The following is a 24,934-nucleotide window of genomic DNA, read 5'->3' on the forward strand; positions in this document are numbered from 1 at the left end:
GAACGAAGCCACAAGGAAAGAGACCGCAGAGGAGCGTGCTCGGATGAGGAAAACGATCGCAGGACGCCGACTCGGGCGTGTGATCTCGTTGCTCGCGTTCATCTCACTCGGCGCCGCCGTGGCCGCGCCAGCCGCGGCCCTGGCCAAGCCCCCGGTCGGGCCGGGCGCGACGGTCATGGCGGATCGCCATTCGCCGACCGGTTACACCGTCACGTTCGTCTACCACAATCCCCAGGCCACGCAGGTCCGTCTCGCCGGTGACCTGACTCTGCTCGACCTCGACACGGGCAGCACCCGGTACCAGCCGGAAGCATGGCAGCCGGGTCGGTACCACGCCGGAGGCACCGAGTTCCTGAGAGACATGACCAGGGATGCGAAGGGCAACTGGTCGGTCTCGCTGCCGCTGCACGCCGGAGGTCTGAGCTACTGGTACCGGGTCTGGGACCCGACGCGGGGTTGGGCGAACAAGCGCATCTGGGATCCCGCCTCGACGAACCCACGGCCGCCGGGGGAGTCCTCGTTCCGGGTCAGGAACAACGACGTCCTCGACGCCGTGTACGTGCCGTACGCCACGAAGCAGAATGACCCGGTGCTGAAGGAACGCGCGGCGTACGAGCTGCCGATGCGGGACCCCGCGAAGCGCGGCACCGTTAGCTACATCCCCTACACCACGATCCTCGGCGACAGCGGCCACTACCTCGGCGTCTACCTGCCGCCCAACTACGACGCCAACCGCGCGGAGCCGTACAAGGTCGCGTACCTCGCCCACGGCATCTTCGGTGACGAGACCGATTTCATGATTCCCGCGAACGTCCCGAACATCCTGGACAACATGACGGCCAGGGGTGAGATCGAACCCACCGTGGTCGTCACCATGGGAAACCACTTCACGGGCACCAGCCTCGGCTTCGCGTCCTACAACCAGACCAACGCCGCCAACAATCTGGTGCAGACGATCCTTCCCCTGATCGAGGAGAACTACAACGTCTCGACCGAGCGGGAGGGGCGGGCCTACGCGGGCTTCTCGTACGGCGGGATGACGGGCGGCGTCGTCATCCGGAGCTACCCGACCACGTTCGCGTTCTACGGACACTTCTCCGGCAACCCGTCCCTCACGGCGCAGGACTACGACGCCATCGCCGAGGCGGTCGGGGATGACGACCTCACCGTCTTCCTCGGCAACGGTGTCTTCGAGGGCAACCTCAACGCCCAGAACGCCATCGCCGACAACTTCCGGGCCCGGGGGCTCACCGCCGCGACGGCCCAGGTCCCCGGCGCGCACGACGGGATGACGGCGGGGCAGTTGTTCACGATCTTCGCTCGGGACCACCTGTGGTCGGGGGTCGACGCCGTGTCGGTGACACCAGCTACCGGTAGCCTGACGACCGGCTGGAACTGGGTCAGGCAGTTCGACGCCCAGGTGAGCACCAACGACGGGGTGAGCCCGGCGGTGGCGTGGTCGGTCCGGGGCGGGAACTCGGCAGCCACGACGATCTCCCCGGACGGCCTGCTCTCGGTGGCGGCAGCCGAGACCGCGCCGTCGCTCACCGTCGTGGCGACGTCGGTGGTCGACCCGGCCAAGGTGAGCGCGGCCCAGGTCACCCTGACGCCCCCGGGGACGGCGGGAGTGGTGATCAAGGCGAAGGCCTCGCCCGCGTCGGTCGTCCATGGTGGCACGGTCCGGCTGCACGTCGACGTGCGGGCGCGGTCCCCGCACATGAAGTCTCCGAGGGTGGGCGGTGAGGTCGCCGTCACCGTCGGCGGCACCACGCGGGTGGTGCCGCTGACCGGCGGCGCGGCAGTCGTCGAACTGCCCACCACCGGACTGTCCGCCGGGACGTATCCGGTCCACGTCGCCTACTCCGGTGACCCGACCTACGCGCCGGCCGCATCCGTCGTGCAGCGGGTGCGGGTCCGGTAACCGCACGCGCGGTGGGTCGGCGACGTCGCGGTCGTCGACCCCACCGCCGGCGCCACGCCTCCCGTGGTGGGTGAGGCGACGTGCGCACCCGCCACCGACAGGACCTCGCGTCGAACCAGGCGACGGCGCGTGCCAGGGTGAGCCCGAGCGCGGCGCGCGGTCGGGCGGAGGCGGGGGCAGCGTGAGCATGGGGTGGCAGGACTGGACCGGTACGTTCACCGGTGTCGTTCTCATCACGGTGGCCGCACTGCCGGTGGCCGTGCTGGCGGTGTGGGCTCTGGCCCGCCGTCGGAGCGCCGGCGGCGAGACGGCGGCCTGGCGGATGTCGCTGGCCGAGGTCGGGATCGTCTACGGCACGGTGCCGTGGGTGTGGATGATCCTGTTGCCGGGCGAACGGGCCGGCGCCGTCACCGGGCGGTTGAGCCTGGTGCCGCTGCGGGACCTGCTCACCATCGTCTCCGACGGAAGGCCGCTGACGCTGACCGTCCAGGTCGTCGGAAACCTGCTGGTGTTCGCGGCGCTGGGGTACTTCGCACCGCAGCGGTTCGCGGCCCTGGCGTCGGTGCCGCGAATCCTGGCGCTCGCGGCGGCCTGCTCGGTCCTCGTCGAGGCCGCGCAGTACGTCCTGCGTCTGGATCGTGTGTCCTCTGTGGATGATGTGCTGCTCAACGCCGCCGGCGCCGGACTGGCGGCGCTGGCGTCACGTCACCGGTGGCGCCGACAAGCCTATTGACCGGTGCCATTTGCCGATAAGCTGGCGGCACGCCGGCAGCACATCATCCGAGCACGGCACAGCGACCGCCGTCCGACCATCCGCCGACGAGCTCTACGTCCGGGCGAGCGTGGTCGCGCAGGGGCATGTCGAGTCCGCTCAGCGGGTCGTCCGCCTGGTGCAGGCGGCGCCCCCGGGGCAGGCGCTGCCGGCGCCGGTGGAGGCGGAGCGCCGGGAGGGGATGGTCGTGACCGTCCGCACGGTGATGTCTCCCGGGTCCTCAAGGGAGCCGTCAAGCCGGGTCCGGGACCTGACAGCTCACCGGTGAAGGGGGGCCACGTGTCCGACGTCAGATCCCGGTGGTTCCCCCTCTGCGCGCTGGTCGGCGCCACGCTCGTCGTCGCGGCCTGCGGTCCGGGCGACGCCGAGGTCGCGTACTGGAGCAACGGCGCGGACCAGGACAAGGCCGTCGAGTCGTACGCCGGTTCGGCGCACTGCGGATGGCAGGACCTGCCCTTCCTGCACGTCAGGTGGCCCCTGGCGGGGCAGACCGGCGAGTCGGCGAACCGGCAGTACGTCCGGGATCCCGCCGGACAGCTCGGTGCGGAGGTGCGCGCCAGCTACGCACCGCGCGCCGAGTTGCCGGCCGACGCCCGCACCACCGACTACACCGGCCCGGACGGGCAGCAGCTCTGGTTGGCGCCGAGCGACGCCGACAACCTGGCGTACGTGGTGTATCCGGGTTCGGATCGGGTGGAGGCCTGGCCGCGTACGACGCAGACGCTCGGCTGCGACTGAACGGCGCCGCACCGGGTGGGCCGGGCATCCGGTGTGGGCCGCGTTCACGAACCGGTGCGGCCGGTCGTCTCGCGGTACGCCGTGGCGAGCCCGGCCAGGGCGCGGCCCAGTTCCGGGCCGCGTACGCCGGCGTAGCCGATGACCAGCGCCGGCGGCCGGTCGTCGGCGCGCAGGGCGTAGAAGCGACCGCCGCGCACCAGCACCTGGCGGCGGTGAGCCGCCCGCACGACGGCCTCTTCGGCGCACCGCCCGGGCAGCACCAGGTACGCCTGAAGGCCGCTGTCCCCGCCGAGCGGGGTGACGTCGGGCAGGTGGCGGGCGACGAACTGGTTGACGGCCTGGCGGCGTTTCTGAAGGTCGGCGCCGAGGCGGCGCAGGTGCCTGTCGAAGGTGCCGGTGTCGATCAGCCGGGCGAAGGCGAGCTGTTCGAGGCCGGAGCAGCCGATGTCCCAGCCGGCGCGTACGCGCTCGATCGGCGTGGTCAGGTTGGCGGGGGTCGCCAGCCAGCCGAGGCGTAGCGCCGGGGCGAGGACCTTGCTGGCGCTGCCGGCGTAGATCACCCGCTCCGGGGCGAGGCTCTGCAGTGCCGGCATCCGCTGGGTCGGGGCGACGAACGCGGCGTCGAAGTCGTCCTCGATGATGTAGCCGTCGACCGTCTCGGCCCAGGTGACCAGGTGCGCCCGGCGTTCGGCGCTGAGCGTGGCTCCGGTGGGGAACTGGCTGGCCGGGGTGGTGAGCACGGCGCGGACCCCGCTCGCGGCCAGGGCGTCGACCCGGATGCCGTCGCGGTCGACCGGGAGGCCCACCGGGCGCAGTCCGGCGTTGGCGATGAACTCCCACTCGCCGGGGTGCCCCGGGTCCTCCACACCGACGCTGTCGTGGCCCCGGGCACGCAGCTCGTGGCAGAGCAGCGCGAGCCCCTGGGCGAAACCCGAGGTGATCATGAGGTCCTCGGGCCTGGTGCGGACGCCGCGTACCCGGCCGAGGTAGCCGGCGAGGGTGTGCCGGACGACCGGCAGGCCGGACGGTGGCGCGTAGCCCAGCTCGCGGCGGCCGGCCGAGTTGACCACCGTGCTGACCGCCCGGATCCAGTCCTGGCGGGGGAAGGTGCAGGGGTGGAAGCTGCCGGTGCGCAGGTCCCAGACCGCCGCCGTGGGCGGGCGGTCGTCCGGGGTGAGCGCCGAACCGGTGTCGGTACGCGCCGCCGCCGCCACGGAGGTTCCCGAGCCGTGCTGGGAGACAAAGTAGCCCTCGGCGCACAACTGTCCGTACGCCTCGACGACCACACTGCGGGACACCCCGAGGTCGGCGGCGAGCTGCCGGCTCGACGGCACCCGGGTGCCGGGACGCAGCACACCCTCCTCGATCCGCGTCCGAAATGCGTTACGGAGCTGCACTGCCAGCGTTTCGCGCGAATCGCCATTTATTGACAGACTTAGATTCAGAGACAAGTGGTCCGCTCCGGGATCGTCGAAGTGGTATGGACAGCGCGATCCGTGCCTGAGGAAAGTGTTGGCCGGACACGCAACCGCGCAGTGGCCGGCGAATCAGGGCGTACGCTCCGACTCTGTCCAATAGGGATGTGAGGGGACGTCCCGATGTCGGACCGATGCCGGTCGTGCGAGTCCTTTCGTGTGGGGGGAAGAGTCCGAGCTGCCGCGTCACGCGGTGGGCCAGCGCCAACGGCGGCGCGAGAATCGGGCTGCTCAGAGGGGGTTCCACAGTGTCCTCATTGTCAAACGGGGTCGTCGACCGGCCCATTCGGCCTCATTCGGTGGCGGCCAGACGTACCCCACCGGTGGAGTCCATTCCAATAGAGGTGACATCTGTCACACTGCCGTCGATCGATCCGTTGTCGCTCTATACGACACTCGCCGAATGTCGTCCTCACGACGATCTGTATCTTTTTGAAAGCCTGGACGGTCCGGATCAGGACCGCTGTGCGGCGGCCGTCGGCTGGGGGCGCCTCGCCGAATTGCGGTTCATCGCGGACCGGCTGGAGGTGACAGGCGACGGTCCGCTCGGCGACGCCCTGGCCGCCGTGCTCACCACGGTCCTGGGGGAGCCGGTCCGGCGTCACGCCGGAGAGGGCGCCTGGCGGGTCGCCGGCCCTGCCCAGGTGTGGGCAGCGGTCCGGGCCGTGCAGGGGGCGTTCGCGCTGCGCACCACCGCCCCCGCCGACAGCTTCGCCTTCGGCTTCCTCACCACCCTGGCGTACGAGGCCGCGCGGGACATGGACGAGCTCTCCGTCGACCGGGTGGTCGACGACATTCCCCGCTGCACCCTCGCGCTGTTCCGGCACACCGTCTGGTGGGACCTGCGCGCCGGCACCGTACGGCACCTCTGCGCCACCGGACCACACCTGCCGCGGGAGGACCCCGCCGACTCGCGGATCCCCGAGCACCTCGCCGATCACCCGGAGGTGCCGGCCGCCCCCGCGCCCAGCCTGGTCCGGGACACCGTCGACGAGGAGACCTTCGCCGCCCGGGTGAAGCAGTGCCTGCGGCACATCGAGGTCGGGGACAGCTACCAGATCCAGATCGGCCACCGCATCGACGTGGAGACGACGCTCACCCCGCTGGAGGTCTACCGGCGGCTGCGGCACCGCAACCCGTCGCCGTACATGTACCTGGCGCCCTGGGCCGGCCAGACCGTCATCGGGGCGAGCCCGGAGCTGTTCCTGCGGATCGAGGGTGGCCGGCTGTCGATGCGGCCGATCGCCGGCACCGCGCCCCGCGGCGCCGACCCGGAGACCGACCACCGGCGCATCGCCGAGCTGACGGCCAGCGAGAAGGAACGCGCCGAGCACGTCATGCTCGTCGACCTCTGCCGCAACGACATCGGTCGGGTCTGCGTGCCGGGCACGCTCAGCGTCGACGCGATGTTCGACGTCGAGCCGTTCGCGTACGTGCACCACCTGGTCTCCACCGTCTCCGGTCAGCTCGACGACGCCGCCGACGTGTGGGCCGCGATCTGCGCCGCCTTCCCGGCCGGCACGATGACCGGCGCGCCGAAGCTGCGGGCCATGGAGATCATCGACGGGTTGGAGGACGAACCCCGGGGCGTCTACGCCGGCTCGATCGGCCTGGTCGACCTGCGCGGGTACGCGGTGCTCGCCCTGTGCATCCGCACCGCCGTGCACGACGGCCACCGCTACCGCACCCAGGCCTCCGCCGGGGTGGTGGCCGACTCGACGCCCGGCGCCGAGTGGCGGGAGACCCTGGCCAAGATGAGCGCCACCTACTGGGCTCTGACCGGTGCGGAGCTGCTGCCGTGAAGGTCCTGCTCGTCGACGCGTACGACAGTTTCACCCACATCATCGACCAGTACCTGCGGACCCTCGGCGCGCGGACGGTGGTGGTCCGCTCCCGCTCCCGGACCAGCGACCAGCTCGCCGACCTGCGGCCGGACGCGGTGGTGCTCGGTCCCGGGCCGGGGCACCCGGCCGAGTCCGGGCACGTGGAGCTGGTGCACGCCTTCGCCGGCCGGGTTCCGCTGCTCGGCGTCTGCCTCGGCCACCAGGCGATCGGCCTCGCCTACGGTGGGACGGTCGCGGTCGCCCGGCACCTGATGCACGGCAAGACCAGCGCCGTCGAACACGACGGCCGGGGCGTCTTCGCCGGGGTGCCCGCCCCGCTCACCGTCACCCGCTACCACTCGCTCATCGTCGCGGACCCGGCGCCGCCGGCCCTGGAGATCACCGCGCGGTCGTCCGACGACGGCTACGTGATGGGGGTACGACACCGCACCCTCGCGGTGGAGGGGGTGCAGTTCCACCCGGAGAGCGTGCTCACCGAGGACGGGCTGCGCCTGTTCGACAACTTCCTGCGCGCCGCGTCGACGCCGCTGCCGGCGGGAGCGTCATGAGCGACGAGTCGGCTCCGATCGCCGTGGTGACCGGCGCGGCGGGTGGCATCGGCCGGGCGGTGACGGCCGCCCTCACCCGGGCCGGGCACCGGGTGGTCGGCGTCGACGTCGAGCCGGTCGGCGACCCGGCGGCGTACGCCTCGCTCGTCGCCGACGTGGCGGTGCCGGAGCAGGTCGAGCAGCTCTTCGCCCGGATCCACGAGCGGTACGGCCAGCCCACGGTGCTGGTGAACAACGCCGGCGTGTACCACGCCCGGGCCTTTCTGGACTACGACCCGAAGACGTACGCGCAGGTGCTCGACGTCAACCTGGGCGCCGTCTTCTTCTGCACCCAGGCGTTCGCCCGTTCCCTGGTCGCCGCCGGCCGGCCCGGCACGGTGGTGAACGTCGCCTCGATCAGTGGGCAGTCCGGCAGCCCGGACGCGGCGTACGGGGCGTCGAAGGGCGGGTGCATAGCCCTCACCCGCAGCCTCGGCCGGGCGCTCGCCGAGCACCGCATCCGGGTCAACGCGGTCGCCCCCGGCCTGGTCGAGACCCCGATGGCCGCCCGGATCCCGGTCGAGCGCCGGGACGACTACCGCGCCCGGATCCCGGTCGGCCGGTTCGGCACGCCGGCCGAGGTCGCCGCGGCCGTCGCGTGGCTGGCCGACCCGGCCAGCAGCTACGTCACCGCCACGATTCTGGACGTCAACGGCGGCCTGCACTGACAAGCGTCACGGCCCGCCGCGAGCACACCGCGGCCGGGCTCATCCCTGGAAAGGATCCCGACAATGTGGCTTCCGACCACCGGACCGGCGGCCGACTTCGCCGCCGAGTACCTGAGAATGCACAGGGCCTTCTACGACCGCAGCCTCCGCCCGGCCGACCTGGAGTCGTGGCGGGAGAAGCAGCTGCGCACGGTGCTCGACCAGGTGTCCACCGGCTCACCGTTCTACGCCCGGCACCTGGCCGAGCTGGACCTCACGACGATCACCCCGTCGACCCTCGACCGGTTGCCGTTCACGACGAAGACGCACCTGCGCCAGGAGATGCTCGACGTGCTCAGCCGGCCGCTTGCCGACGCGGTCTTCTTCTACGAGACGACCGGCACGACGGGCCGCGCGACCCCGTGTCCCCGCGACGGTCGGGAGGTGGTGGCCAGCAACGCCCACGTCACCGAGTCCTGGGCGTCGATCTTCCGCCACCACTTCGGCGACCACGCGCCCCGGATCGGGCTGATGGGCCCGACCGAGGTGCACTCGTTCGGCGACACCCTCGGTGATGTCGCCCGCAACGTGGGCTCGCTCAACGCGAAGATCTGGCCGTACTCGCCGGTGATCGGGTTCGCCAAGGCGTTGCAGCTCATGAAGGAGCTTGAGCTGGAGGTCGTCTGCTGCACGCCGGGCGTGGCCATGATGCTCGCCAAGGCGGCCGAGCACTACGGCTACCGGCTGCGGGAGGACTTCGCCGTCAAGCTGCTCTTCGTCACCGGCGAGATGTGCACCCCGGCGCTTGCCCGCAACCTGGAGTCGGTCTGGGGCGCGGACGTCTACAACATCCTGTACGGCTCGCAGGAGGCGTTCGTCATCGCCACCGCCTGCCGCAACAAGCGGATGCACCTCTCCCAGACCAACTACCTGATCGAGGTGGTGGACCCGGAGACCGGCGCGTCGTACGGCTCGCGCGGCAGCGGGGAACTCACCGTCACGATGCTGATCGACGGGGTGAAGCCGCTGATCCGGTACCGCACCGGCGACGCGGTGATCGTCGAGGCCTCGGACTGCGACTGCGAGATGGCCGGCGACCTCGTGCAGATCGTCGGCCGCACCCTGGACCGGATCGAGCTGGGCGGTCGACGCCTCACCGCCGGTCAGATCGAGATGGCGGTGTTGACCGGGGTCACCGGCTCGGGCGGCTACCAGGTGGTCATCGACCACGACCCGGGCGCCGGCACCGACCGGGTGACCGTCCGCCTGGAACTGCTCAAGGACCTCGTCGACGACCCCGCCGGAGTGGCCGACGGCGTCCGGCAGCGGGCCGCCGCCGCGCTGGGCGTACCCGTCGAGGTGGAGCTGACCGACGGGCTCGACCCGATCGTCAGCACCGGCGCCTTCGTGAGCTGGAAGGCCGCCCGGATCGTCGACCGGCGCGTCGAGGTCGACCACGAGACACAGGTGGCGCGACGGATGGCGGGCAGCCGTGGCTACACCACCTGAGACCGCCGCCGAGGATCGGGTGCCGGCGCTGCCCGGGCCGCTCGCCGAGGCGTACGGGCGGCGCTGGCGCGCGGTGGTGGACCGGTGGGCGAGCCGGCCCGGCACCACGCTCGCCACCCTCGGCCCGCCCGGGACGTCCAGCCACCTGACCGCGGTGTTCCTCGCCGAGCGGCACGGGCTGCGCGTCGAGCTGTCCGACACGTTCGACGCGGTGCTCGCCGCGCTTGTGGAACGCCGGGTCGACCAGGCCCTCGTGCCGAGCGCCTACCAGGGGCTCACCCGCTTCCACTGGCACCGTGACCTGCGGTTGGAGGCCTACTTCGCGCAGGCCACCCCGGAGTACGGCATCGCGGCCCACCCGGACCGCGAGCCGGACCCGTCCGCCGGTGAGCTCACGGTGGCCGCCCTCTGGGAGGTACGGCGGATCTTCACCGACCTCGCGCCGCCCGCCCTGCGGGACCGGCCGGTGCGGTGGGTCGACGCCGACTCCACCCAGCACGCCGCCGAGATCCTCGCCGCCGGCGACGCCGACCTCGCCGTGACCAACGCGCCCGGGGTCCACCGCCACGCGCTGCGGTGGGTGGCCCGCCGTCCAGGCGCCGAGATCGTGTGGACCCTGTTCGGCCGCCGCTGAGGCCAGACACCGAGAGAAACCGGAGTGACAGTCGTGTCCCGACGAACGTTGCTGCACCGCGCCACCGTCCAGGAAGGACTGGGGGTGGCCTCCCGACCGCACCACAGCGTGCTGCTCGACGGCGAGCGCATCGTCGCGGTGCTGCCCGAGGCGCAGGCCCCCCTGCACGATCCGGACATCGACGTCCTCGACCTCGACGGCCGCACGGTGCTGCCGGGCATGACGCTCGGCCACACCCACATCGCGTACCTCGACGTGCTCGACGGACGGGAGATGCTGTTCAAGTACACGATCCCGGAGGTCACCCTCGGGGCCGCCGCCAACGCCGCCGCCATGCTCCGGCTGGGCTACACCGCCTTCGTCGGCGCCGGCTCGGTGTCCGGCATCGACATGGCCCTGCGCCGGGCGATCGACGCCGGCCGGCTGCCCGGCCCACGGATCACCCCGTGCAGCCGGGACCTGATGGTGTCCGGTCCGCCGGAGCGCCGCAACCCGGCGGTCAAGCAACGCATCCCGAGCGACCTGATGCGGCTGGCCGACACCCCGGAAGAGTTGATCGAGTACGTCGACACCGAGGTCAACCAGGGTGCGGAGATCATCAAGGTCTTCTCCACCGGAGACGACACCTTTCCCAACGGCCGCTCCCACGAGCTGCTCTTCACCGCCGAGGAGCTGGTGATCGCGGCCCGGGCGGCGCACGAGCGGGGAGTCCGGATCCGGGCGCACTCGCGCGGGCTGGGCGGCATCCGCAACGCCATCGCCGCCGGCGTGGACGTCATCGACCACGCCACGTACGCCGACGACGCGGCCCTGGAGGCCATCGCCGAGCAGGGCATCTTCGTGGTGCCGAGCCTGCACCAGCCGCACCGGCTGCTCACCACCGGCACGCGACACGGCAAGACCCCGGAGTACCTGGAGACGCTCGAGTTCCAGGCCGAGGTCGAGAACACGCTGCGCATCCTGCCGCTGATGGTGCAGATGGGCATCCCGATCGTGGCCGGCGACGACTTCGGGTTCGCCTGGACCCCGCACGGCCGGTACGCCGAGGAACTGGAGACGTACGTGACCATGGCCGGCATCCCCGCCCCGGTGGTGCTGACCTGGGCCACCGCCAACGGTGCGCGGCTGGCCGGGCGGGGCGACGACGCTGGTACCGTGCAGCCGGGCCGGCTGGCCGACCTGGTGGTCACCGACGGGGACCCGGCCGAGGACATCACGGTGCTGGGCCGGCCAGAGGCGATCGAGCTGGTGCTGCTCGGCGGCCGGGTGGTCGCCGGGGACGCCACCTGCTACCGCGCCGGGCAGCCGGCGGGAGTCGCGTGATGCGGCGGTCCGTGCCGGTCGTGCCGCTGCTCGCCGTCGGGGCGTTCGCCATCGGCACCGACACTTTCGTCGTCGCGGGGGTGCTCCCCGAGGTGGCCCGCACGCTGCGGGTGAGCGTCGCCTCGGCCGGGTGGGTGAGCACCGTCTTCGCCCTCGCGTACGCGGTGGCCGCACCGGTGCTCGGGGCGCTGACCGGCCGGCTGGAACGGCGTACCGTGCTGGTGATCTCGCTGGTCGGGTTCACAGTGGGCAACGTCGCCTCCGCGCTCGCGCCCGACCTGCCGTCGTTGCTGCTGGCCCGGGTCCTCACGGCGGTCGGCGCGGCGCTCTACGTCCCCGCCGCCACCGCGTCGGCGGCCGCGCTGGCCCCGCCGCAGCGGCGCGGTCGGGCCATGGCGGTGGTGCTCGGCGGGCTCTCCGCGGCCACCGTGGCCGGGGTGCCGTTCGGCACCTGGCTCGCCGCCGACCTCCAGTGGCGGGCCACCTTCTGGCTGCTCGCCGCCGTCGGCGCCGCCTGCGCGGTCGCGGTGGCCGTCGGCCTGCCGGCGCTGAACCTGCCGCCCGGCCCGTCGCTGGCCACCCGGCTCGCCCCGGCCCGCGAGCGCCGGGTCGGGCTGGCCGTGCTCACCACCGCGCTCTTCATGACCGGCGGCTACCTCGCCCTGACGTACGTCGGGGCGCTGCTCGCCCCGGCCACCGACGGCGACGGGACCCTGCTCGCGGTGCTGCTGCTGGTCTTCGGTGTGCCGGCGGTCGCCGGGACCGTTCTCGGCGGGCGGGCCACCGACCGCTTCGGTGGCGTGCCGGTGCTTCTGGTCTCGGTCGCCGGGCTCGCCCTGGTGCTGGTCACGCTGCCGTTGACCCGGCAGGCGCTGCTGCCGGCCGCGCTGGCGATGGCCGCCTGGGGTGTCACCGCGATGGCCACCCAGCCGGCCCAGCAGCACCGGCTGTTCACTGTCGCGCCGAGTTCCGGACCGCTGCTGCTGTCGCTCAACTCGTCGGCCACGTTCGTGGGCATCGCCCTCGGCGGGTTCCTCGGCAACCGGCTGCTGCGGCACGGCGGCGCGGACGCCCTCGACCTGCTCGGGCCGGTCGGCGCGGCACTGTGCGTGCTGGCGCTGGGCACCACGCTGCTCGGCGCCCGGGCCGGCCGATCCGACGACGGGTCGCCGAGCGCCGGATTGGCCTCACCGGATCACCCCGGATTGGCCACAACCGGTGGTCGTTCCGCTGCGTACGGTCGGACCGACAATCGGACCCGACCTTCACGAGGATCACGATGACCCAGCTCAGCGACGGTGCGGACACCCTCACCGTGCGCATCGACGACCGGGTGCTTACCGCAGTGCCGGACTACGTGCTCGGCGTGCTCGCCATACCGGCGATCGAGGTCGCCCCGGCGCCTCCCGCCGTGTCGGCGCTGCTGACCGCCGCCGAGGACGCGCTGCACACGGCCGGCCTGGACAAGGCGGGCGTGGCGGAGCTGCCGGGCATCGCCGCGTGGCGGGACGCGTACCGGGCGGTGGGGGTGAACCCGAACCGGTTCCCGTGCGCCGCCGAGTCGATCGCCAGGCGGGTGGCCAAGGGGGACCGGCTGCCCCGGATCAACGCCCTGGTCGACCTCTGCAACGCCGTCTCGCTCGGCGCGGCGCTCCCGGTGGCCTCGTGCGCCGTCGACGGCCTCACCGACCTCGTCGTCCGGCCGGCCGACGGCACCGAGACGTATCTGCCGCTCGGGGCGCCCGACGCGCCGGAGCGGCCCGAGCCGGGCGAGGTCGTCTACGCCGACGCCGACGGGCGGGCCCACTCGCGGCGCTGGAACTGGCGGCAGGGCCACCTGGTCCGCACCGACCTGGGCCGGCACCGGTTGCTGCTCACCGTCGAGTCGGCCCACCCGGGTGGTCGGGCGCAGGTGGCGGACGCGCTGGCCCGGCTCTCCGCGGCCCTCGACGAGGTGTCCGGCGGCGCGCGGCAGGAGGCGGTGCTCGACGGCGGCACGACAAGCGCCGTCCTGCGTACCGCTGGCCCGCTCAGCCCCGCTGGCAACCACCCGGGGAGCCGTCCGTGAACCGCACGATCCTGGTGATCTACCGGCCGGCGGCCGGCCGGTACGCGGCCCAGTTCCGCAGCGTGGTCGCCGCCGCCGCCGAGCTGGGTGTCGCCACCGTCGCGCTGCTGCCGACCGGGCAACCGGCCGCCGAAGCCGCCGGCCTGCCCTGCTACCACGCCGACCTCGACGACCGGGACGCGGTGCGTTCCACTGTCGCGTCGATCCTCGCCACCCATCCGGTGCGGCGCATCTTCCCGCTCTTCGAGGGCGACGTGCTCACCGCCGCGCACTGCCGGCGCGACCACGGCATCGACGGGCTCCACCCGGAGGAGGCGATGGCCTTCCGGGACAAGAACGTGATGCACCGCCGGGCCACCGAGCTGGGCGTGCCGGTGGCCCGCTCGTGCCGCCCCGAGACGGTGGGCGCGGTAGCCGAGTTCGCCGCCGAGGTGGGCTGGCCGGTGGTGATCAAGCCGTACGCCGGCTGGGCCTGCGGCGACACCCACCGGGTCGACTCCGCCGAGGACCTGGCCCGGGTCTGGCCGCTGATCGCCGACGACAGGCACGACTACCGGGTGGAGGAGTACGTCCGGGGCGCCGAGTACCACGTCGACTCGCTGCTGCGCGACGGCGAGGTGGTCTTCGAGCAGCTGTCCCGCTACACGTACTCCGTCCTGGAGTTCCGCGACGAGCCCGGCGGCACCGTCTCGCGCAAGCACGACCCCACCCCGGCGGAGCAGCGCGTTCTTGCCGCCAGCGCCACGGTGCTGCGGGGCTTCGGGATGCGTACCGGCGTGGCGCACGTGGAGTTCTTCCTGCGCGACGACGGCGAGGTGGTCTTCGGCGAGGCGGCCGCGCGGGCCGGCGGCGGCTCGATCGTCCCCGCCATCCAGGCCGGGCGGGGGATCAACCTGGCCGGCGAGTGGTGCCGCCTCGAACTGGACCCGGCGCACCTGCCGGCGGCCACCCTCGGCCCGGAGATCGGCACCGAGTACCTCTGCTCCGACAGGTACGGCCGGATCACCGCGATCACCACAGCGGACGAGTTGCGGGCGCTGGACTCGGTACGCGACGCGGACGTGTGGAAGGCCGTCGGGGACGTGCTGGCCGTGCCGACCGCCTCGAACGACGTGCTCGGCTGGTACGTCTGCGAGGGGCGGGACTTCGACGACGTGCGCGCCCGGTTCAAGGTCATCCGGGACGCCTTCGAGGTGGTCACCGAGCCGGCCGGTGATCCGTCATGTGGCTGAGCCGGTTCCGGGCCCTGCCGCGCCCACTGCGGATGCTGGTCTACGCCTCCTTCATCAACCGGGCCGGCATGTTCGTCTTCCCGCTGCTCGCTGTCTACCTGGTGCAGAGCCGGCACCTCAGCACTGGCGAGGCGGGGGTGCTGATCTCCGTGGGCAGCACCGGCCTGCTCGCCGGCAGCCTGCTCAGCGGCCCGGTCTGCGCGCGGGCCGGCCGACGCGCCGCGCTGGTGTCGAGCCTGCTGCTCAACGCGGCCGGCTACCTGGGTCTCGCCCTGTTCGACGGGCCGACCTGGACGTACGCGGCGCTGCTCTTCGTCGCGCTCGTCGGGATGGGCATGTTCGCCCCGGCGGCGAACACGCTTATCGCCGACCTGACCGAACCCGACCAGCGGCCCTTCGCGTACACCGTCAGCTACCTGGCCAACAACCTCGGCATGGGGGTCGGCCCGCTGCTCGGCGGGTTCGCGGCGGCCTACTCCTACCAGCTGATGTTCGCCGGGAACATCCTGCTCGGCCTGCTCGCGGCGACCACCATCTGGCTCTGCGTACCGGCGGACACCAGGCGTGCGCCGACGGTCTCCACGGCCGCCACCACCCGCCGCGCCGGGCTGCTGCGGGACCTCGACGTGGCGGTGCTGGTGCTGGTCTCGTTCTGTTACGTGGCGCCGCTGATCGGCCTGGAGTACACGCTGCCGCTCGCGGTCACCACCGTGCTGCACTCGTCGGTCGCGGTCGTCGGCGCGGTCTACACCATCAACAGCGTGGTCGTGGTCAGCGCCAGCCTGCTGATCGAGAAGCGGATCAAGGCGTACTCCACCCGGGCCCTGCTGATCGCGGCGGGCCTGCTCTGGTCGACCGGGATGGCCGTCCTGGTGTTCGCGTTCTCGCTGCCCGCCGTGCTGCTCTCCACAGTGGTCTGGACCCTCGGGGAGATCATCGCCTCGGTGGTGGTGCCCACCTACATCGCCGACCACGTCCAGGAGCACCGGGTCAGCGGCTTCATGGCCCTGAACGGCTTCGTGCTCAGCTCCGCCCGGCTGGTCGTGCCGATGGGTCTGGGCTTCGTCTGGCAGACCCAGGGGCACCGCCCCGTCCTCCTGCTGCTCCTGCTGACCCCGGTGGTCGGCGTCGTCGCGTTCGCAGCGCTGCGGATACGACCGACCGTCCGGCCCGTGCCCTCGACCGTCGAGCCGGCCACCGCCAGTCCCTGACACCCATCCCTCATCGGAAGAGGCCATGACCGCGACGAAGTTCGTTCTCCCCGAGAGTGACATCCCGACGACCTGGTACAACGTGGTTCCCGACCTGCCCAAGGGACTGCCCCCGATGCTGCACCCCGGCACCCGGGAACCGATCACCCCGGCGGACCTCGCACCGCTCTTCGCCAGCGGCATGATCGAGCAGGAGTTCTCCACCGAGCGGGAGATCGACATTCCCGGGCCGGTGCTCGACATCTACCGGCAGTGGCGGCCCAGCCCGCTCGTGCGGGCCCGTCGCCTGGAACAGGCCCTCGACACGCCGGCCCGGATCTACTTCAAGTACGAGGGGGTCAGCCCCGCCGGCAGCCACAAGCCGAACACCGCCGTCCCGCAGGCGTACTACAGCAAGCTCGACGGCGTGCGGCGGTTGACCACCGAGACCGGCGCCGGCCAGTGGGGCAGCTCGCTCTCGATGGCCTGCGCGTACTTCGGCCTCGACTGCGAGGTCTTCATGGTGCGGGTCAGCTACGACCAGAAGCCGTACCGGCGTGGGCTGATGGAGACGTTCGGCGCGTCCGTCACCGCGAGCCCGAGCGACCGTACCGAGGCCGGCCGGGCGGCGCTCGCCGCCGACCCGCACTCCACCGGCAGTCTCGGTCTGGCCATCTCCGAGGCGGTGGAGGCGGCGATGACCAGCGGCGGCGCCGCCCGGTACGCCCTCGGCTCGGTGCTCAACCTGGTGCTGATGCACCAGACGATCATCGGTCAGGAGGCGCTGCTCCAACTGGCGATGGCCGACGACTACCCGGACATCGTGGTCGGGGCGGCCGGCGGCGGCTCCAACTTCGCCGGGCTCGCCCTGCCGTTCCTGCGCCGGCAGTTGGGCGGCGGCCCGACGGTGCGGTTCGTCGCGGCGGAGCCGTCCTCCTGCCCGTCGCTGACCAAGGGCAGCTACGACTACGACTTCGGCGACACCGCCGGGCTCACCCCGCTGGCCAAGATGCACACCCTGGGCCACGACTTCCACCCGCCGGCGATCCACGCCGGTGGGCTGCGCTACCACGGCATGGCGCCGATCGTCAGCGCGCTGCGGGAGGTCGACCTGATCGAGGCGCGGGCGGTGCCGCAGACCGCCTGCTTCGAGGCGGGCGTGCTGTTCGCCCGCAGCGAGGGCATCGTGCCCGCGCCGGAGTCCACCCACGCGGTCCGGGTCGCCGTGGACGAGGCGATCCACTGCCGGGAGACGGGCGAGTCGAAGGCGATCGTCTTCTCCCTCTCCGGGCACGGCCACTTCGACATGCAGGCCTACATCGACTACTTCGCCGGAAAGCTGACGGACTGACCGCGCAGGAGGCGGGCGCCGCGCGGCGCCCACCTCCGCCACGAGCACCGGGGGTGCCATTGCCCAGCGACGGTGGGACCATCCTCGCCATCAACGGATCGGAACGGGTCGGCGGCAACACCGACCACGCCATCGCGTACGCGGGACGGCTGATCGCCGAGCGGGGCGCGACCCTGCGCACCATCGCGCTACGCGAGCACCGGATCTCGCCGTGCAGCCCGTGCGGCGACTGCAACAGCCGTACCGCCCCCTGCCTGGTGGACGACGACGTCCCCGCCCTGGTGGAGCAGATGGCCAGCGCCGACGGGCTGATCTACGCGGCCCCGGTGCACGGGTTCGGCCTCGCCCACCTCATGCAGGTCTTCATCGAACGCGCGGGCGTCGGCTACCTGCGTTTCACCCGTCCACTTGCCGACAAGGTGGGCGGGATCATCGTCACCGGACGGCGGTACAGCGACTCGTCGGTGCACAACCAGATCGTCAACAACCTGCTGCTCAACCGGATGATCCTGGTGGGCAGCGGGTTCCCCGTCCTGCTGCGCAACACCACAGGCACCCCCGGCCTGACCGACACCGAGGGCATCGACGCGCTGGAGCGGATGGTGCACCGGATGCTCGACATGGTGCAGCTGCTCAAGCGGCACCAGCGGGTCGACGGCGAGCCGGTGCTTCCGCGCCGGGACCGCAACGAACGTGTGCCGCGGCCCCGCCGCGGCGGATCCGCCCCGACCAGAGGAGATATCGAGAATGTCCACTGAGCAGGTCGCCACCCCGGTCGGCATCGACTTCCCGGCCACCGAGTGGGAGAGGTGGGACAGGCCGGGAGCCGAGGGGCGCGTCAAGATGACGTACGTCGGGGGGCAGCGACTGCGCCTGCTGGAGCTGCCGCCCGGGTTCGACGAGCACCACTGGTGCCTGCGCGGGCACACCGGTTACGTCCTGCAGGGCGAGTTCACCATCCACTTCCGGGACCGTTCGGTGCCGTGCCGTCCTGGGATGGGCTTCGTCATTCCCGACGACGAGGAGCACCGGTCGCAGGGCAGCGACGCCGAACCCACAGTCGTCTTCGTGGTCGACCAGGTTCCCCAGCCGTGAGCGACAAGCACCGGATCGTGGCGCCGGCCGGCTCGCCGCCGGTCAGCGCCGCCGGCCCGGCCCGGATCGGCGAGCTGCGGGCCGCCATCGACGGGCTCGACGAGCGGATCATCGCCCTGCTGGCAGAGCGCACCCGGGTGGTGCGGGAGCTGACCGCGTACAAGACGGACGAGGCGACCGTCCGGTCACCGGACCGGGTGCGGCAGGTGCTCGACCGGGTGTCCGGACTGGCCGAGCGCAACGGCATGCCGCCCGAGGTGGCGGTCGGCACCTACCGCGCGCTCATCGACGAGCTGACCCGGATGCAGCTCGACATGTTGGCGGCCCGCCGTGCCGCCGCCTCGCTGGCGGACGAGCGATGAGCCGGCCGCCCGTGGACCTGCGGCACGCCCTTGCCACCCTCGACCCGCTCCCCGGCGAGCTGGTCCGGGTCGCCACCGAGCTGCCCGCCCGGTACGGCGTCTCCGCCCACTACGCCCGCTGGGCCGGCGCGCCCGCCGCGCCACCCACCGGCGCCGGCCCGGCGGTGCTCTTCGACCGGGTACGCCCCGAGCACGGCCCGACCCGGGCGGTGCTGATGGGGCTCTACGGCACCCGTCGGCGCGCCGCCGGTCTGGTTGGTTGCACGCCGGCCGAGTTGCCGCACCGGCTGCTCGCCGCGGTGGCCGCGCCCCGCCCACCGGTACCCGCCCCCGATCCGTCCCGCTGGCCCCGCGAGACGCTGCCGCTGGATCTGACCGCGCTGCCGGTGCCGGTCCTCACCGACGAGGACGCCGGCCCGTACCTGACGCTCGGCGCGGTGCTCGCCACCGACCCGGACACCGGGGTCCGCAACCTGTCCGTGCACCGGATGTGCGTGCAGGGTCCGGACACGTTGACCATCTGGATGGTGCCCGGCCGGGACCTGGAGCTCGCATACCAGGCCGCCCTGCGTCGGGGACGTCCGCTGCCGGTGGCGATCCACCTCGGCCTGAGCCCGGCGGTGCTGCTCTCCTCCTGCTGCCCGACCTCGCTGGTGCCGTCCGACCTCGACGAGCTCGCCGTGGCCGGTGGGCTCGCCGGTCAGCCGGTGGAGCTGCTGCCCTGCGGCACGGTGGACGCCGAGTTCATCGCGCACGCCGAGTACGTCATCGAGGGTGAGGTGCTGCCCGACCGGGCGCCGGAGAGCCGGCACGGCACGGTGGCCACGCCGGAGTTCCTCGGCTACCAGGGCCGCGCGCACCCGTCGTTGCCGCTGGTCCGGGTCACCGCGATCACCGCCCGGGAGAGCCCGATCCTGCAGGCGGTGTCCGGTCCCGGCCACGAGCAGTCGGTGCTGCTCGGCTTCGGGATGGAGGCCGCGGTGCTGGACCTGCTGCGCCGCCGGGGCACGCCGGCCCTGGCCGCGCACTGCCACACCGCGGGCGGCGGTCAGCTCATGGTGGTGCTCCAGTGGCCGGCCAAGCGCGGCCCGGAGGACGACCTCGCGGTACGCGCCGCGGCCGAGGCGGTGCTGGAGCACTTCCGGATGGCCAAGCTGGTGCTGTGCGTGTGCGAGGACGTGGACATCGAGTCCGATCAGGACCTGTGGTGGGCGATGGTCACCCGCTTCCAGGCCGACCAGGACCTGCGGGTGCTGCCGGACCGGGAGGGCTTTCCGCTCGACCCGAGCCAGCACACCGGCTACTCCCCGTCGCTGTCGGCCGACGGGCGCACGGCGAAGGCGGTCTTCGACTGCACCGTCCCGTACGCCCAGCGTGCCCGGTTCGCCCGGCCCCGCTTCACCGAGCCGTCACTTCCCGCACCGCGGCGGCCAGCAGCGCCACTCCCTCGGTGATCCGGGCGGTGGGCAGCGCCGCGTACCCGATCAGGTAGGTCGGTTCGGTCGGCGGCCGGGCGACGTAGTAGCCCGAGGCCGGGTAGACGCGGACGTCGCGTGCCGCGGCGGCGCGCACGATCTCCGCTTCGTCGGCGTCGGGCGCGCCGCCCAGGGTCACCAGCACGTGCAGCCCGGCCGCCGTGCCGGAGATGCGCACCCCCGCGCCGAAGTGTTCGTAGAGCGACTCCAGCAGCCGGGCGCGCCGCTGCCGGTAGAGGCGGTCCATCCGGCCGATGTGCCGGGCGTACGCGCCGGAGGAGATGAACTCGGCAAGCGCCTCCTGGGTCAACGTCGGCGTCAACCGATCGGTGATCCACTTGACGCCGAGGAACGGCCGGACGAGGTGCGGCGGCAGCACCGCGTACCCGATGCGCAGCGACGGGAAGAGGGTCTTGCTGAAGCTGCCGACGTAGACGACGTCCGCGCCCTGCGGGTCGGCGGCCAGCGACGGGAGCCGCTCCTCGGCGAAGGTGAACTCGTTGTGGTAGTCGTCCTCCAGCACCGTGGCCGCGTGTTCGCGGGCCCAGCGCAGCAGTGCCCGGCGCCGCCGGTCGGACATGATGAACCCGGTCGGGAACTGGTGCGACGGGGTGACGTAGACCAGGCGCACCCGGGCGGGGTCGAGGCCGTGCGCGCGGACCCGGCACTCGATCTCGTCGACCCGCAGGCCCTCCTCGTCGACGGGAACCGGCACCACCGCGGCACGCGAGTAGCCGAAGATCTGCCGCAGCACGGTGTGACTCGGGTCCTCGATGACCACCACGTCGTCGGGGTCGACGAGCAGCCGGACCAGGATGTCCATGGCCTGGGTGGCGCCGCTGGTCACCACCGTGTTCTCGCGGGTGGCGTCGAGTGCCCGGCTGCGCCGCAGCAGGGCGGTGATCTGGGTACGCAGCGACGGGGAGCCCTCGGCCGGGCCGTAGCCCAGCGCCACGGCGTCGGCCCTGCTCACCGCCTCGGCGAGCGACTGCCGCCACCGGGTCACCGGGAAGCTGGCCAGCGCCGGGGTGCCGTGCCGGAAGTCGTACGTGCCGTCCGACCGGTGCATCGGCGGCGGCTCCCAGGGCTTCCACAGCGGACTGCCGGCGTCGGTGGGCAGCGGCGGCTCGGGCCGCAGGTGCGCGCGGGTGGCGCGTCGCCCGGGCGGCGGCGCCTCGGTCAGGGCGCCGCTGACCCGGGTACCCGATCCCCGACGGGAGGTGAGCACCCCGTTGGCCCGCAGCAGCTCGTACGCCCGGGTCACCACCGTCCGGGAGACCCGGAGCTGGTGCGCCAGCTCACGGCTCGGTGGCACCGGGTCGCCGGGGCGCAGCCGGCCGGTCCGCACGGATCCGCTGATCTGGTCGCAGAGCTGCTGCTGCAACGGGACCGGGCTGTCGCGGTCCAGCGTCACGAGAAGCTGGGACGAACTCACCTGCGCACGCTCCCCCGATCGACGCCGGTGTCGAGTCTAGTCGCGCCGCCGCCCGGGCGGCCCGTGCACGACGGACCGGCCCGGTCACGTGCCGGCCGCCTCTGCGCTGGTGGCCGGCGTTCAGCTCACCGTCCGGCCCGCTCCGGCGCGGTCTGTCCGGGGCGACGCGAGCGCGCCGTGACGTGACCCGTCAGCGGCGGGCGTTGAGTCGGGCGGCCTGCCGGGTCAGGTGGTCGCGCTCGGCGAGGTTGGACGCCCGACGGGCCGCCTCGACGTACAACCGTGCCGCCGTCGCCAGGTCGCCGTCGCGCTCGTGCAGGTACGCGGCGACCGCCGTGTGGCGGGGCAGCGAGTCGTCCAGCGCGGCGAGCGCCGCCAGACCGGCGCGCGGCCCGTCGGCCTCGCCGACCGCCACCGCGCGGTTGAGCCGGACGACCGGGCTGTCGGTCAGGCGCGTGAGTTCGTCGTACCACTCGACGATCTGGACCCAGTCGGTCTCTCCGGCGGTGGGCGCGTCGGCGTGCAGCGCCGCGATGGCGGCCTGGGCCTGGAACTCGCCCAGCCGGTCGCGGGCGAGGGCCGCCTGGAGGATCCGGACGCCCTCGGCGATCGAGGTGGTGTCCCACCGGCCGCGGTCCTGGTGGGCGAGCGGCACGAGGCTGCCGTCGGGCGCGGTGCGGCTGGCACGCCGGGCGTGGTGCAGCAGCATGAGGGCGAGCAGCCCCGCCACCTCCGGGTGGTCGATCACGGCCGCGAGCTGCCGGGTGAGCCGGATGGCCTCGGCGGCGAGGTCGACGTCCCCGGAGTAGCCCTCGTTGAAGACCAGGTACAGCACGCGCAGCACGGTGGCGACGTCGCCCGGCTTGTCGAACCGCACGCCGGAGACGGTGCGCTTGGCCCGGCTGATGCGCTGCGCCATCGTCGCCTCGGGCACCAGGTAGGCGTGCGCGATCTGGCGGGTGGTGAGCCCGCCGACGGCACGCAGGGTGAGCGCGACCGCGGACGACGGCGTCAGCGACGGGTGGGCGCACAGGAAGTAGAGCTGGAGCGTGTCGTCCACCGAGGGCGTGGGCCCGGAAGGCGGTTCCTCGTCGACGAGGTCCTCGCGTCGTCGGCGGGCGACGTCCGCGCGGGTCGTGTCGAGGAACCGCCGCCACGCCACGGTGACCAGCCAGCCCTTCGGATCCCGTGGCGGGTCGGCCGGCCAGACGCGTACCGCCTCGACCAGCGCGTCCTGCACGGCGTCCTCGGCCGCCGCGAAGGTCACTCCGCGGCGGACGAGGATCCCGAGGACGCTCGGCGTGAGGCTCCGCAGCAGAGTCTCGTCCAGCTGAGCGGTCATTCCGTGATGGTGGGCGGCTCGGTGAGGAAGGGCCGCAGCTCGAGCCACTCGTGGATCGGCTTGCCGCCCGCCCCGGGGGCGGCGGACAGCTCCCCGGCCAGCTCGACGGCCCGCTCGTAGCTGTCGACGTCGATCACCATCCAGCCGGCGATGAGGTCCTTGGTCTCGGCGAACGGCCCGTCGGTGACCGGTGGGTTGCCCTCGCCGTCGTACCGGACGAACGTCCCCTCGGGCGCGAGTGCCTGGCCGTCGACGAACTCACCGGTCTGCTCCAGCCGGGCCGCGAAGTCGTGCATGTACTGGATGTGGGCCGAGATCTCCTCGGGCGTCCACTGGTCCATCGGTACGTCGTTGACCGCGCTCGGGGCGCCACGGTAGTGCTTGAGCAGCAGGTACTTGGCCATCGTGTGTTTCTCCTCGGTGCGGGTGTGACCCTTCGTGGTCGCGTTCACCTCGGGGACGGAGCCGGGGACGCGTTCTCGACATGGCCGTCTGAAGTTTCGCCGATTTTCCGCACGCGCAGGTGTGCCGCGCCGCTCAAGGCTGATGTTGCGGGGGCAACGACAGCTCTGGCGTGGCGGCCGGTGCCGCCACGCCAGAGGGTGGTGTCAGGAGTTGGTGCAGGTCAGCCGGTACGGCAGGTCACGGTCGGCCAGTTCCAGTTGCCGTTGGCCATGATCGTTATCCCGAAGTTGTTGCCGTTGCCGTTCGGTGTCGCGGTGACCGTGCCGCTGGTGCCGCTGACCGAGGCGTTCCAGCTGTTCTGGATGCTCTGGCCGCCGCCGAGGCCGAGGCTGACGACCCAGTTGTTGGTGCCGCTGACCGCGACGTTGAGGTTGAAGCGGTCGCCCCACTGCTGGCCGGCGGAGAGCGTCGCGGTGCAGTTGCCGGTCCCCGGGTTGCCTGTGGTGGGCCCGGAGGTCGGGTTGCCGCCGCTGCCTTCCCGGACGGTGATGTCGGAGCTTCCACTGCTCTGGTAGCCCTCGGTGGCCATGATCTGGTAGCTGTGGTTGGTGCCGAGGTTCAGGCCGGCGCGGGCCCAGGCGTCGAAGTGGTTGGCGGTGGTGATGGTGCCGCTCGACCGCTTCTGCTGGCGGACGCTCCAGTACTGGTAGAACGTCTGGGTGCCGTCGATCGACGGGGCGTTGACCCGCTGGCTGCGGAGGATGTCGTAGGTGCCGCCGTCGGTGGTGACCGTGCCCAGCCGCTGGGCGCCACTGCTCGGGTTGTAGCTGCCGAAGTTCTCCACCACGTAGTACTCGATGAGCGGGTTGCGCGTCCATCCGTACAGGGCGAGGTAGGTGTTGTTGTTGCCCGGGTTGTAGCTGCCCGAGTAGGTGACCGTCCGCCGGTTGCCGGTGGCCCAACCCTTGCCGCCGACCCAGTTGTTGGTGCTCCTGTCCCAACTGCTGGTGTACCGGCCGTCGGCGCGCAACGTCATGCTGGCGTTGCCACTGTCCTTCCAGAACGAGAAGTAGTAGCCGTTGTGCGTGCCGGTGGTGTTCGAGCTGACGGTCCGGTCGGCCTCGGCGTACGCGTTGGTGGCCGTCATCGTGCCGGCGACGGCCAGGACGGCGGCGCAGGCGGCGCCGAGGAGCAACCGAATGCGGCCGCGCCTCCTCGGTTTGACGGGGGTGTGGCTGGTGTCGGTCATGAACCTGTTCCTCCTCGTGGCGGGCCCGCTGCCGGTGGCCACGTGACGGTCACCGGCGTCGTGCCGCCTGGTGGTGGTGGCCGGTCGTCCGCACGACGACCGGAGGAGTGGGTCGCGGTGTATGACAGTGACGGTGATAGAGAGCCGTCGATGGCGACCGTATTGACTCAGCCGTCAACCTGTCAACACTTTCCGGAAGCATCGCGGAAACCTGGCTCGGCGTGCCGACCGCCGGCATGAAGGGCGTCCATCCAGGTCAGTAGTCGATCAGGAATCGGGT

The 24,934-nt window shown here is 72.4% G+C and carries 23 protein-coding genes; 18 read left to right on the forward strand and 5 right to left on the reverse strand.

The genetic code is table 11. The features are described 5' to 3' along the window. The first annotated feature begins 79 nt into the window (after nt 1-79). From FHG89_RS11680 to FHG89_RS32905, 3 genes are all read left to right on the forward strand, one after another. A complete protein-coding gene (locus FHG89_RS11680; protein ID WP_167517392.1) occupies nt 80-1,921 on the forward strand; it encodes an alpha/beta hydrolase-fold protein in 1,842 nt (613 codons plus the stop codon). A gap of 187 nt (nt 1,922-2,108) precedes the next feature. Beyond that, nucleotides 2,109-2,654, forward strand: coding sequence for a VanZ family protein (locus tag FHG89_RS11685; protein ID WP_208760938.1), 546 nt, complete (start codon nt 2,109-2,111; stop codon nt 2,652-2,654). Nucleotides 2,655-2,972: 318 nt separating this feature from the next. Continuing rightward, nucleotides 2,973-3,431 carry a hypothetical protein gene (locus FHG89_RS32905; RefSeq protein WP_167517393.1) on the forward strand — a complete coding sequence of 153 codons (459 nt, stop codon included), beginning with the start codon at nt 2,973-2,975 and terminating at the stop codon, nt 3,429-3,431. Between the two features lie 44 nt (nt 3,432-3,475). Here FHG89_RS32905 and pdxR (FHG89_RS11695) read toward each other — a convergent pair whose 3' ends face one another. Then, the gene (gene pdxR / locus FHG89_RS11695) at nt 3,476-4,828 is read right to left on the reverse strand and encodes a MocR-like pyridoxine biosynthesis transcription factor PdxR (RefSeq protein WP_244295367.1); all 1,353 of its coding nucleotides are present in this window, start codon (nt 4,826-4,828) and stop codon (nt 3,476-3,478) included. A gap of 578 nt (nt 4,829-5,406) precedes the next feature. On the opposite strand from pdxR (FHG89_RS11695), the gene FHG89_RS11700 reads away from it, so the two are divergent. From FHG89_RS11700 to FHG89_RS11770, 15 genes are all read left to right on the forward strand, one after another. Beyond that, the gene (locus FHG89_RS11700) at nt 5,407-6,708 is read left to right on the forward strand and encodes an anthranilate synthase component I family protein (RefSeq protein WP_244295369.1); all 1,302 of its coding nucleotides are present in this window, start codon (nt 5,407-5,409) and stop codon (nt 6,706-6,708) included. Next, nucleotides 6,705-7,298 (forward strand): anthranilate synthase component II, encoded by a 594-nt coding sequence (locus FHG89_RS11705; protein WP_139584406.1) that lies wholly within the window; start codon nt 6,705-6,707, stop codon nt 7,296-7,298. Before FHG89_RS11700 ends, FHG89_RS11705 begins: the two co-directional genes overlap by 4 nt. Then, on the forward strand, nt 7,295-8,005 hold the full coding sequence (locus FHG89_RS11710; protein ID WP_139584407.1) for an SDR family NAD(P)-dependent oxidoreductase: 711 nt from the start codon (nt 7,295-7,297) through the stop codon (nt 8,003-8,005). The genes FHG89_RS11705 and FHG89_RS11710 overlap by 4 nt, the downstream gene beginning before the upstream one ends. Nucleotides 8,006-8,068: 63 nt before the next feature. After that, a complete protein-coding gene (locus tag FHG89_RS11715) occupies nt 8,069-9,493 on the forward strand; it encodes a phenylacetate--CoA ligase family protein (protein WP_139584408.1) in 1,425 nt (474 codons plus the stop codon). Continuing rightward, nucleotides 9,477-10,127 (forward strand): type 2 periplasmic-binding domain-containing protein, encoded by a 651-nt coding sequence (locus FHG89_RS11720; protein ID WP_244295371.1) that lies wholly within the window; start codon nt 9,477-9,479, stop codon nt 10,125-10,127. Before FHG89_RS11715 ends, FHG89_RS11720 begins: the two co-directional genes overlap by 17 nt. Nucleotides 10,128-10,160: 33 nt before the next feature. Beyond that, on the forward strand, nt 10,161-11,450 hold the full coding sequence (locus FHG89_RS11725) for an amidohydrolase family protein (protein ID WP_244295372.1): 1,290 nt from the start codon (nt 10,161-10,163) through the stop codon (nt 11,448-11,450). Further along, nucleotides 11,450-12,733: an MFS transporter gene (locus tag FHG89_RS11730; RefSeq protein WP_139584410.1), complete on the forward strand. Its 1,284-nt coding sequence runs from the start codon at nt 11,450-11,452 to the stop codon at nt 12,731-12,733. Before FHG89_RS11725 ends, FHG89_RS11730 begins: the two co-directional genes overlap by 1 nt. Continuing rightward, nucleotides 12,730-13,518 carry a B3/B4 domain-containing protein gene (locus FHG89_RS11735; protein ID WP_139584411.1) on the forward strand — a complete coding sequence of 263 codons (789 nt, stop codon included), beginning with the start codon at nt 12,730-12,732 and terminating at the stop codon, nt 13,516-13,518. Before FHG89_RS11730 ends, FHG89_RS11735 begins: the two co-directional genes overlap by 4 nt. After that, nucleotides 13,515-14,750 (forward strand): ATP-grasp domain-containing protein, encoded by a 1,236-nt coding sequence (locus FHG89_RS11740; RefSeq protein ID WP_139584412.1) that lies wholly within the window; start codon nt 13,515-13,517, stop codon nt 14,748-14,750. The genes FHG89_RS11735 and FHG89_RS11740 overlap by 4 nt, the downstream gene beginning before the upstream one ends. Continuing rightward, nucleotides 14,741-15,961 (forward strand): MFS transporter, encoded by a 1,221-nt coding sequence (locus FHG89_RS11745; RefSeq protein WP_139584413.1) that lies wholly within the window; start codon nt 14,741-14,743, stop codon nt 15,959-15,961. Before FHG89_RS11740 ends, FHG89_RS11745 begins: the two co-directional genes overlap by 10 nt. Before the next feature lie 25 nt (nt 15,962-15,986). Next, nucleotides 15,987-17,291 carry a TrpB-like pyridoxal phosphate-dependent enzyme gene (locus tag FHG89_RS11750; RefSeq protein WP_139584414.1) on the forward strand — a complete coding sequence of 435 codons (1,305 nt, stop codon included), beginning with the start codon at nt 15,987-15,989 and terminating at the stop codon, nt 17,289-17,291. A gap of 53 nt (nt 17,292-17,344) precedes the next feature. After that, nucleotides 17,345-18,049, forward strand: coding sequence for a flavodoxin family protein (locus FHG89_RS11755; RefSeq protein ID WP_139584415.1), 705 nt, complete (start codon nt 17,345-17,347; stop codon nt 18,047-18,049). Beyond that, nucleotides 18,039-18,386, forward strand: a complete 348-nt coding sequence (locus FHG89_RS11760) for a cupin domain-containing protein (protein ID WP_139584416.1) — start codon at nt 18,039-18,041, stop codon at nt 18,384-18,386. Before FHG89_RS11755 ends, FHG89_RS11760 begins: the two co-directional genes overlap by 11 nt. Further along, nucleotides 18,383-18,748: a chorismate mutase gene (locus FHG89_RS11765; RefSeq protein WP_139584417.1), complete on the forward strand. Its 366-nt coding sequence runs from the start codon at nt 18,383-18,385 to the stop codon at nt 18,746-18,748. Before FHG89_RS11760 ends, FHG89_RS11765 begins: the two co-directional genes overlap by 4 nt. After that, nucleotides 18,745-20,202: a UbiD family decarboxylase gene (locus tag FHG89_RS11770; protein ID WP_139584418.1), complete on the forward strand. Its 1,458-nt coding sequence runs from the start codon at nt 18,745-18,747 to the stop codon at nt 20,200-20,202. Before FHG89_RS11765 ends, FHG89_RS11770 begins: the two co-directional genes overlap by 4 nt. Here FHG89_RS11770 and pdxR (FHG89_RS11775) read toward each other — a convergent pair. The 4 genes from pdxR (FHG89_RS11775) to FHG89_RS11790 all read right to left on the reverse strand — a co-directional run bounded on the left by pdxR (FHG89_RS11775) (nt 20,147) and on the right by FHG89_RS11790 (nt 24,654). Then, complete coding sequence (gene pdxR, locus FHG89_RS11775; protein WP_139584419.1) at nt 20,147-21,658, reverse strand: MocR-like pyridoxine biosynthesis transcription factor PdxR; 1,512 nt, start codon at nt 21,656-21,658, stop codon at nt 20,147-20,149. The two genes, FHG89_RS11770 and pdxR (FHG89_RS11775), sit on opposite strands and share 56 nt — an antisense overlap. A gap of 190 nt (nt 21,659-21,848) precedes the next feature. Continuing rightward, the gene (locus tag FHG89_RS11780) at nt 21,849-22,988 is read right to left on the reverse strand and encodes an RNA polymerase sigma factor (protein ID WP_139584429.1); all 1,140 of its coding nucleotides are present in this window, start codon (nt 22,986-22,988) and stop codon (nt 21,849-21,851) included. A gap of 8 nt (nt 22,989-22,996) precedes the next feature. Next, nucleotides 22,997-23,404 carry a YciI family protein gene (locus tag FHG89_RS11785; protein ID WP_139584428.1) on the reverse strand — a complete coding sequence of 136 codons (408 nt, stop codon included), beginning with the start codon at nt 23,402-23,404 and terminating at the stop codon, nt 22,997-22,999. Between the two features lie 221 nt (nt 23,405-23,625). Continuing rightward, nucleotides 23,626-24,654 (reverse strand): glycoside hydrolase family 11 protein, encoded by a 1,029-nt coding sequence (locus tag FHG89_RS11790; RefSeq protein ID WP_139584420.1) that lies wholly within the window; start codon nt 24,652-24,654, stop codon nt 23,626-23,628. Nucleotides 24,655-24,934 lie beyond the last annotated feature (280 nt).

This window comes from Micromonospora orduensis, assembly GCF_006228125.1.
GTDB classification, from domain to species: Bacteria; Actinomycetota; Actinomycetes; order Mycobacteriales; family Micromonosporaceae; genus Micromonospora; species Micromonospora orduensis.

Coding starts and splice junctions, on each gene's coding strand:
- FHG89_RS11745 (WP_139584413.1), top strand. CDS start 14,741: ATGTGGCTGAGCCGGTTCCGGGCCCTGCCGCGCCCACTGCGGATGCTG.
- FHG89_RS11790 (WP_139584420.1), bottom strand. CDS start 24,654: ATGACCGACACCAGCCACACCCCCGTCAAACCGAGGAGGCGCGGCCGC.
- FHG89_RS11770 (WP_139584418.1), top strand. CDS start 18,745: ATGAGCCGGCCGCCCGTGGACCTGCGGCACGCCCTTGCCACCCTCGAC.
- FHG89_RS11785 (WP_139584428.1), bottom strand. CDS start 23,404: ATGGCCAAGTACCTGCTGCTCAAGCACTACCGTGGCGCCCCGAGCGCG.
- FHG89_RS11760 (WP_139584416.1), top strand. CDS start 18,039: ATGTCCACTGAGCAGGTCGCCACCCCGGTCGGCATCGACTTCCCGGCC.
- FHG89_RS11715 (WP_139584408.1), top strand. CDS start 8,069: ATGTGGCTTCCGACCACCGGACCGGCGGCCGACTTCGCCGCCGAGTAC.
- FHG89_RS11710 (WP_139584407.1), top strand. CDS start 7,295: ATGAGCGACGAGTCGGCTCCGATCGCCGTGGTGACCGGCGCGGCGGGT.
- FHG89_RS11730 (WP_139584410.1), top strand. CDS start 11,450: ATGCGGCGGTCCGTGCCGGTCGTGCCGCTGCTCGCCGTCGGGGCGTTC.
- FHG89_RS11750 (WP_139584414.1), top strand. CDS start 15,987: ATGACCGCGACGAAGTTCGTTCTCCCCGAGAGTGACATCCCGACGACC.
- FHG89_RS11685 (WP_208760938.1), top strand. CDS start 2,109: ATGGGGTGGCAGGACTGGACCGGTACGTTCACCGGTGTCGTTCTCATC.
- FHG89_RS11735 (WP_139584411.1), top strand. CDS start 12,730: ATGACCCAGCTCAGCGACGGTGCGGACACCCTCACCGTGCGCATCGAC.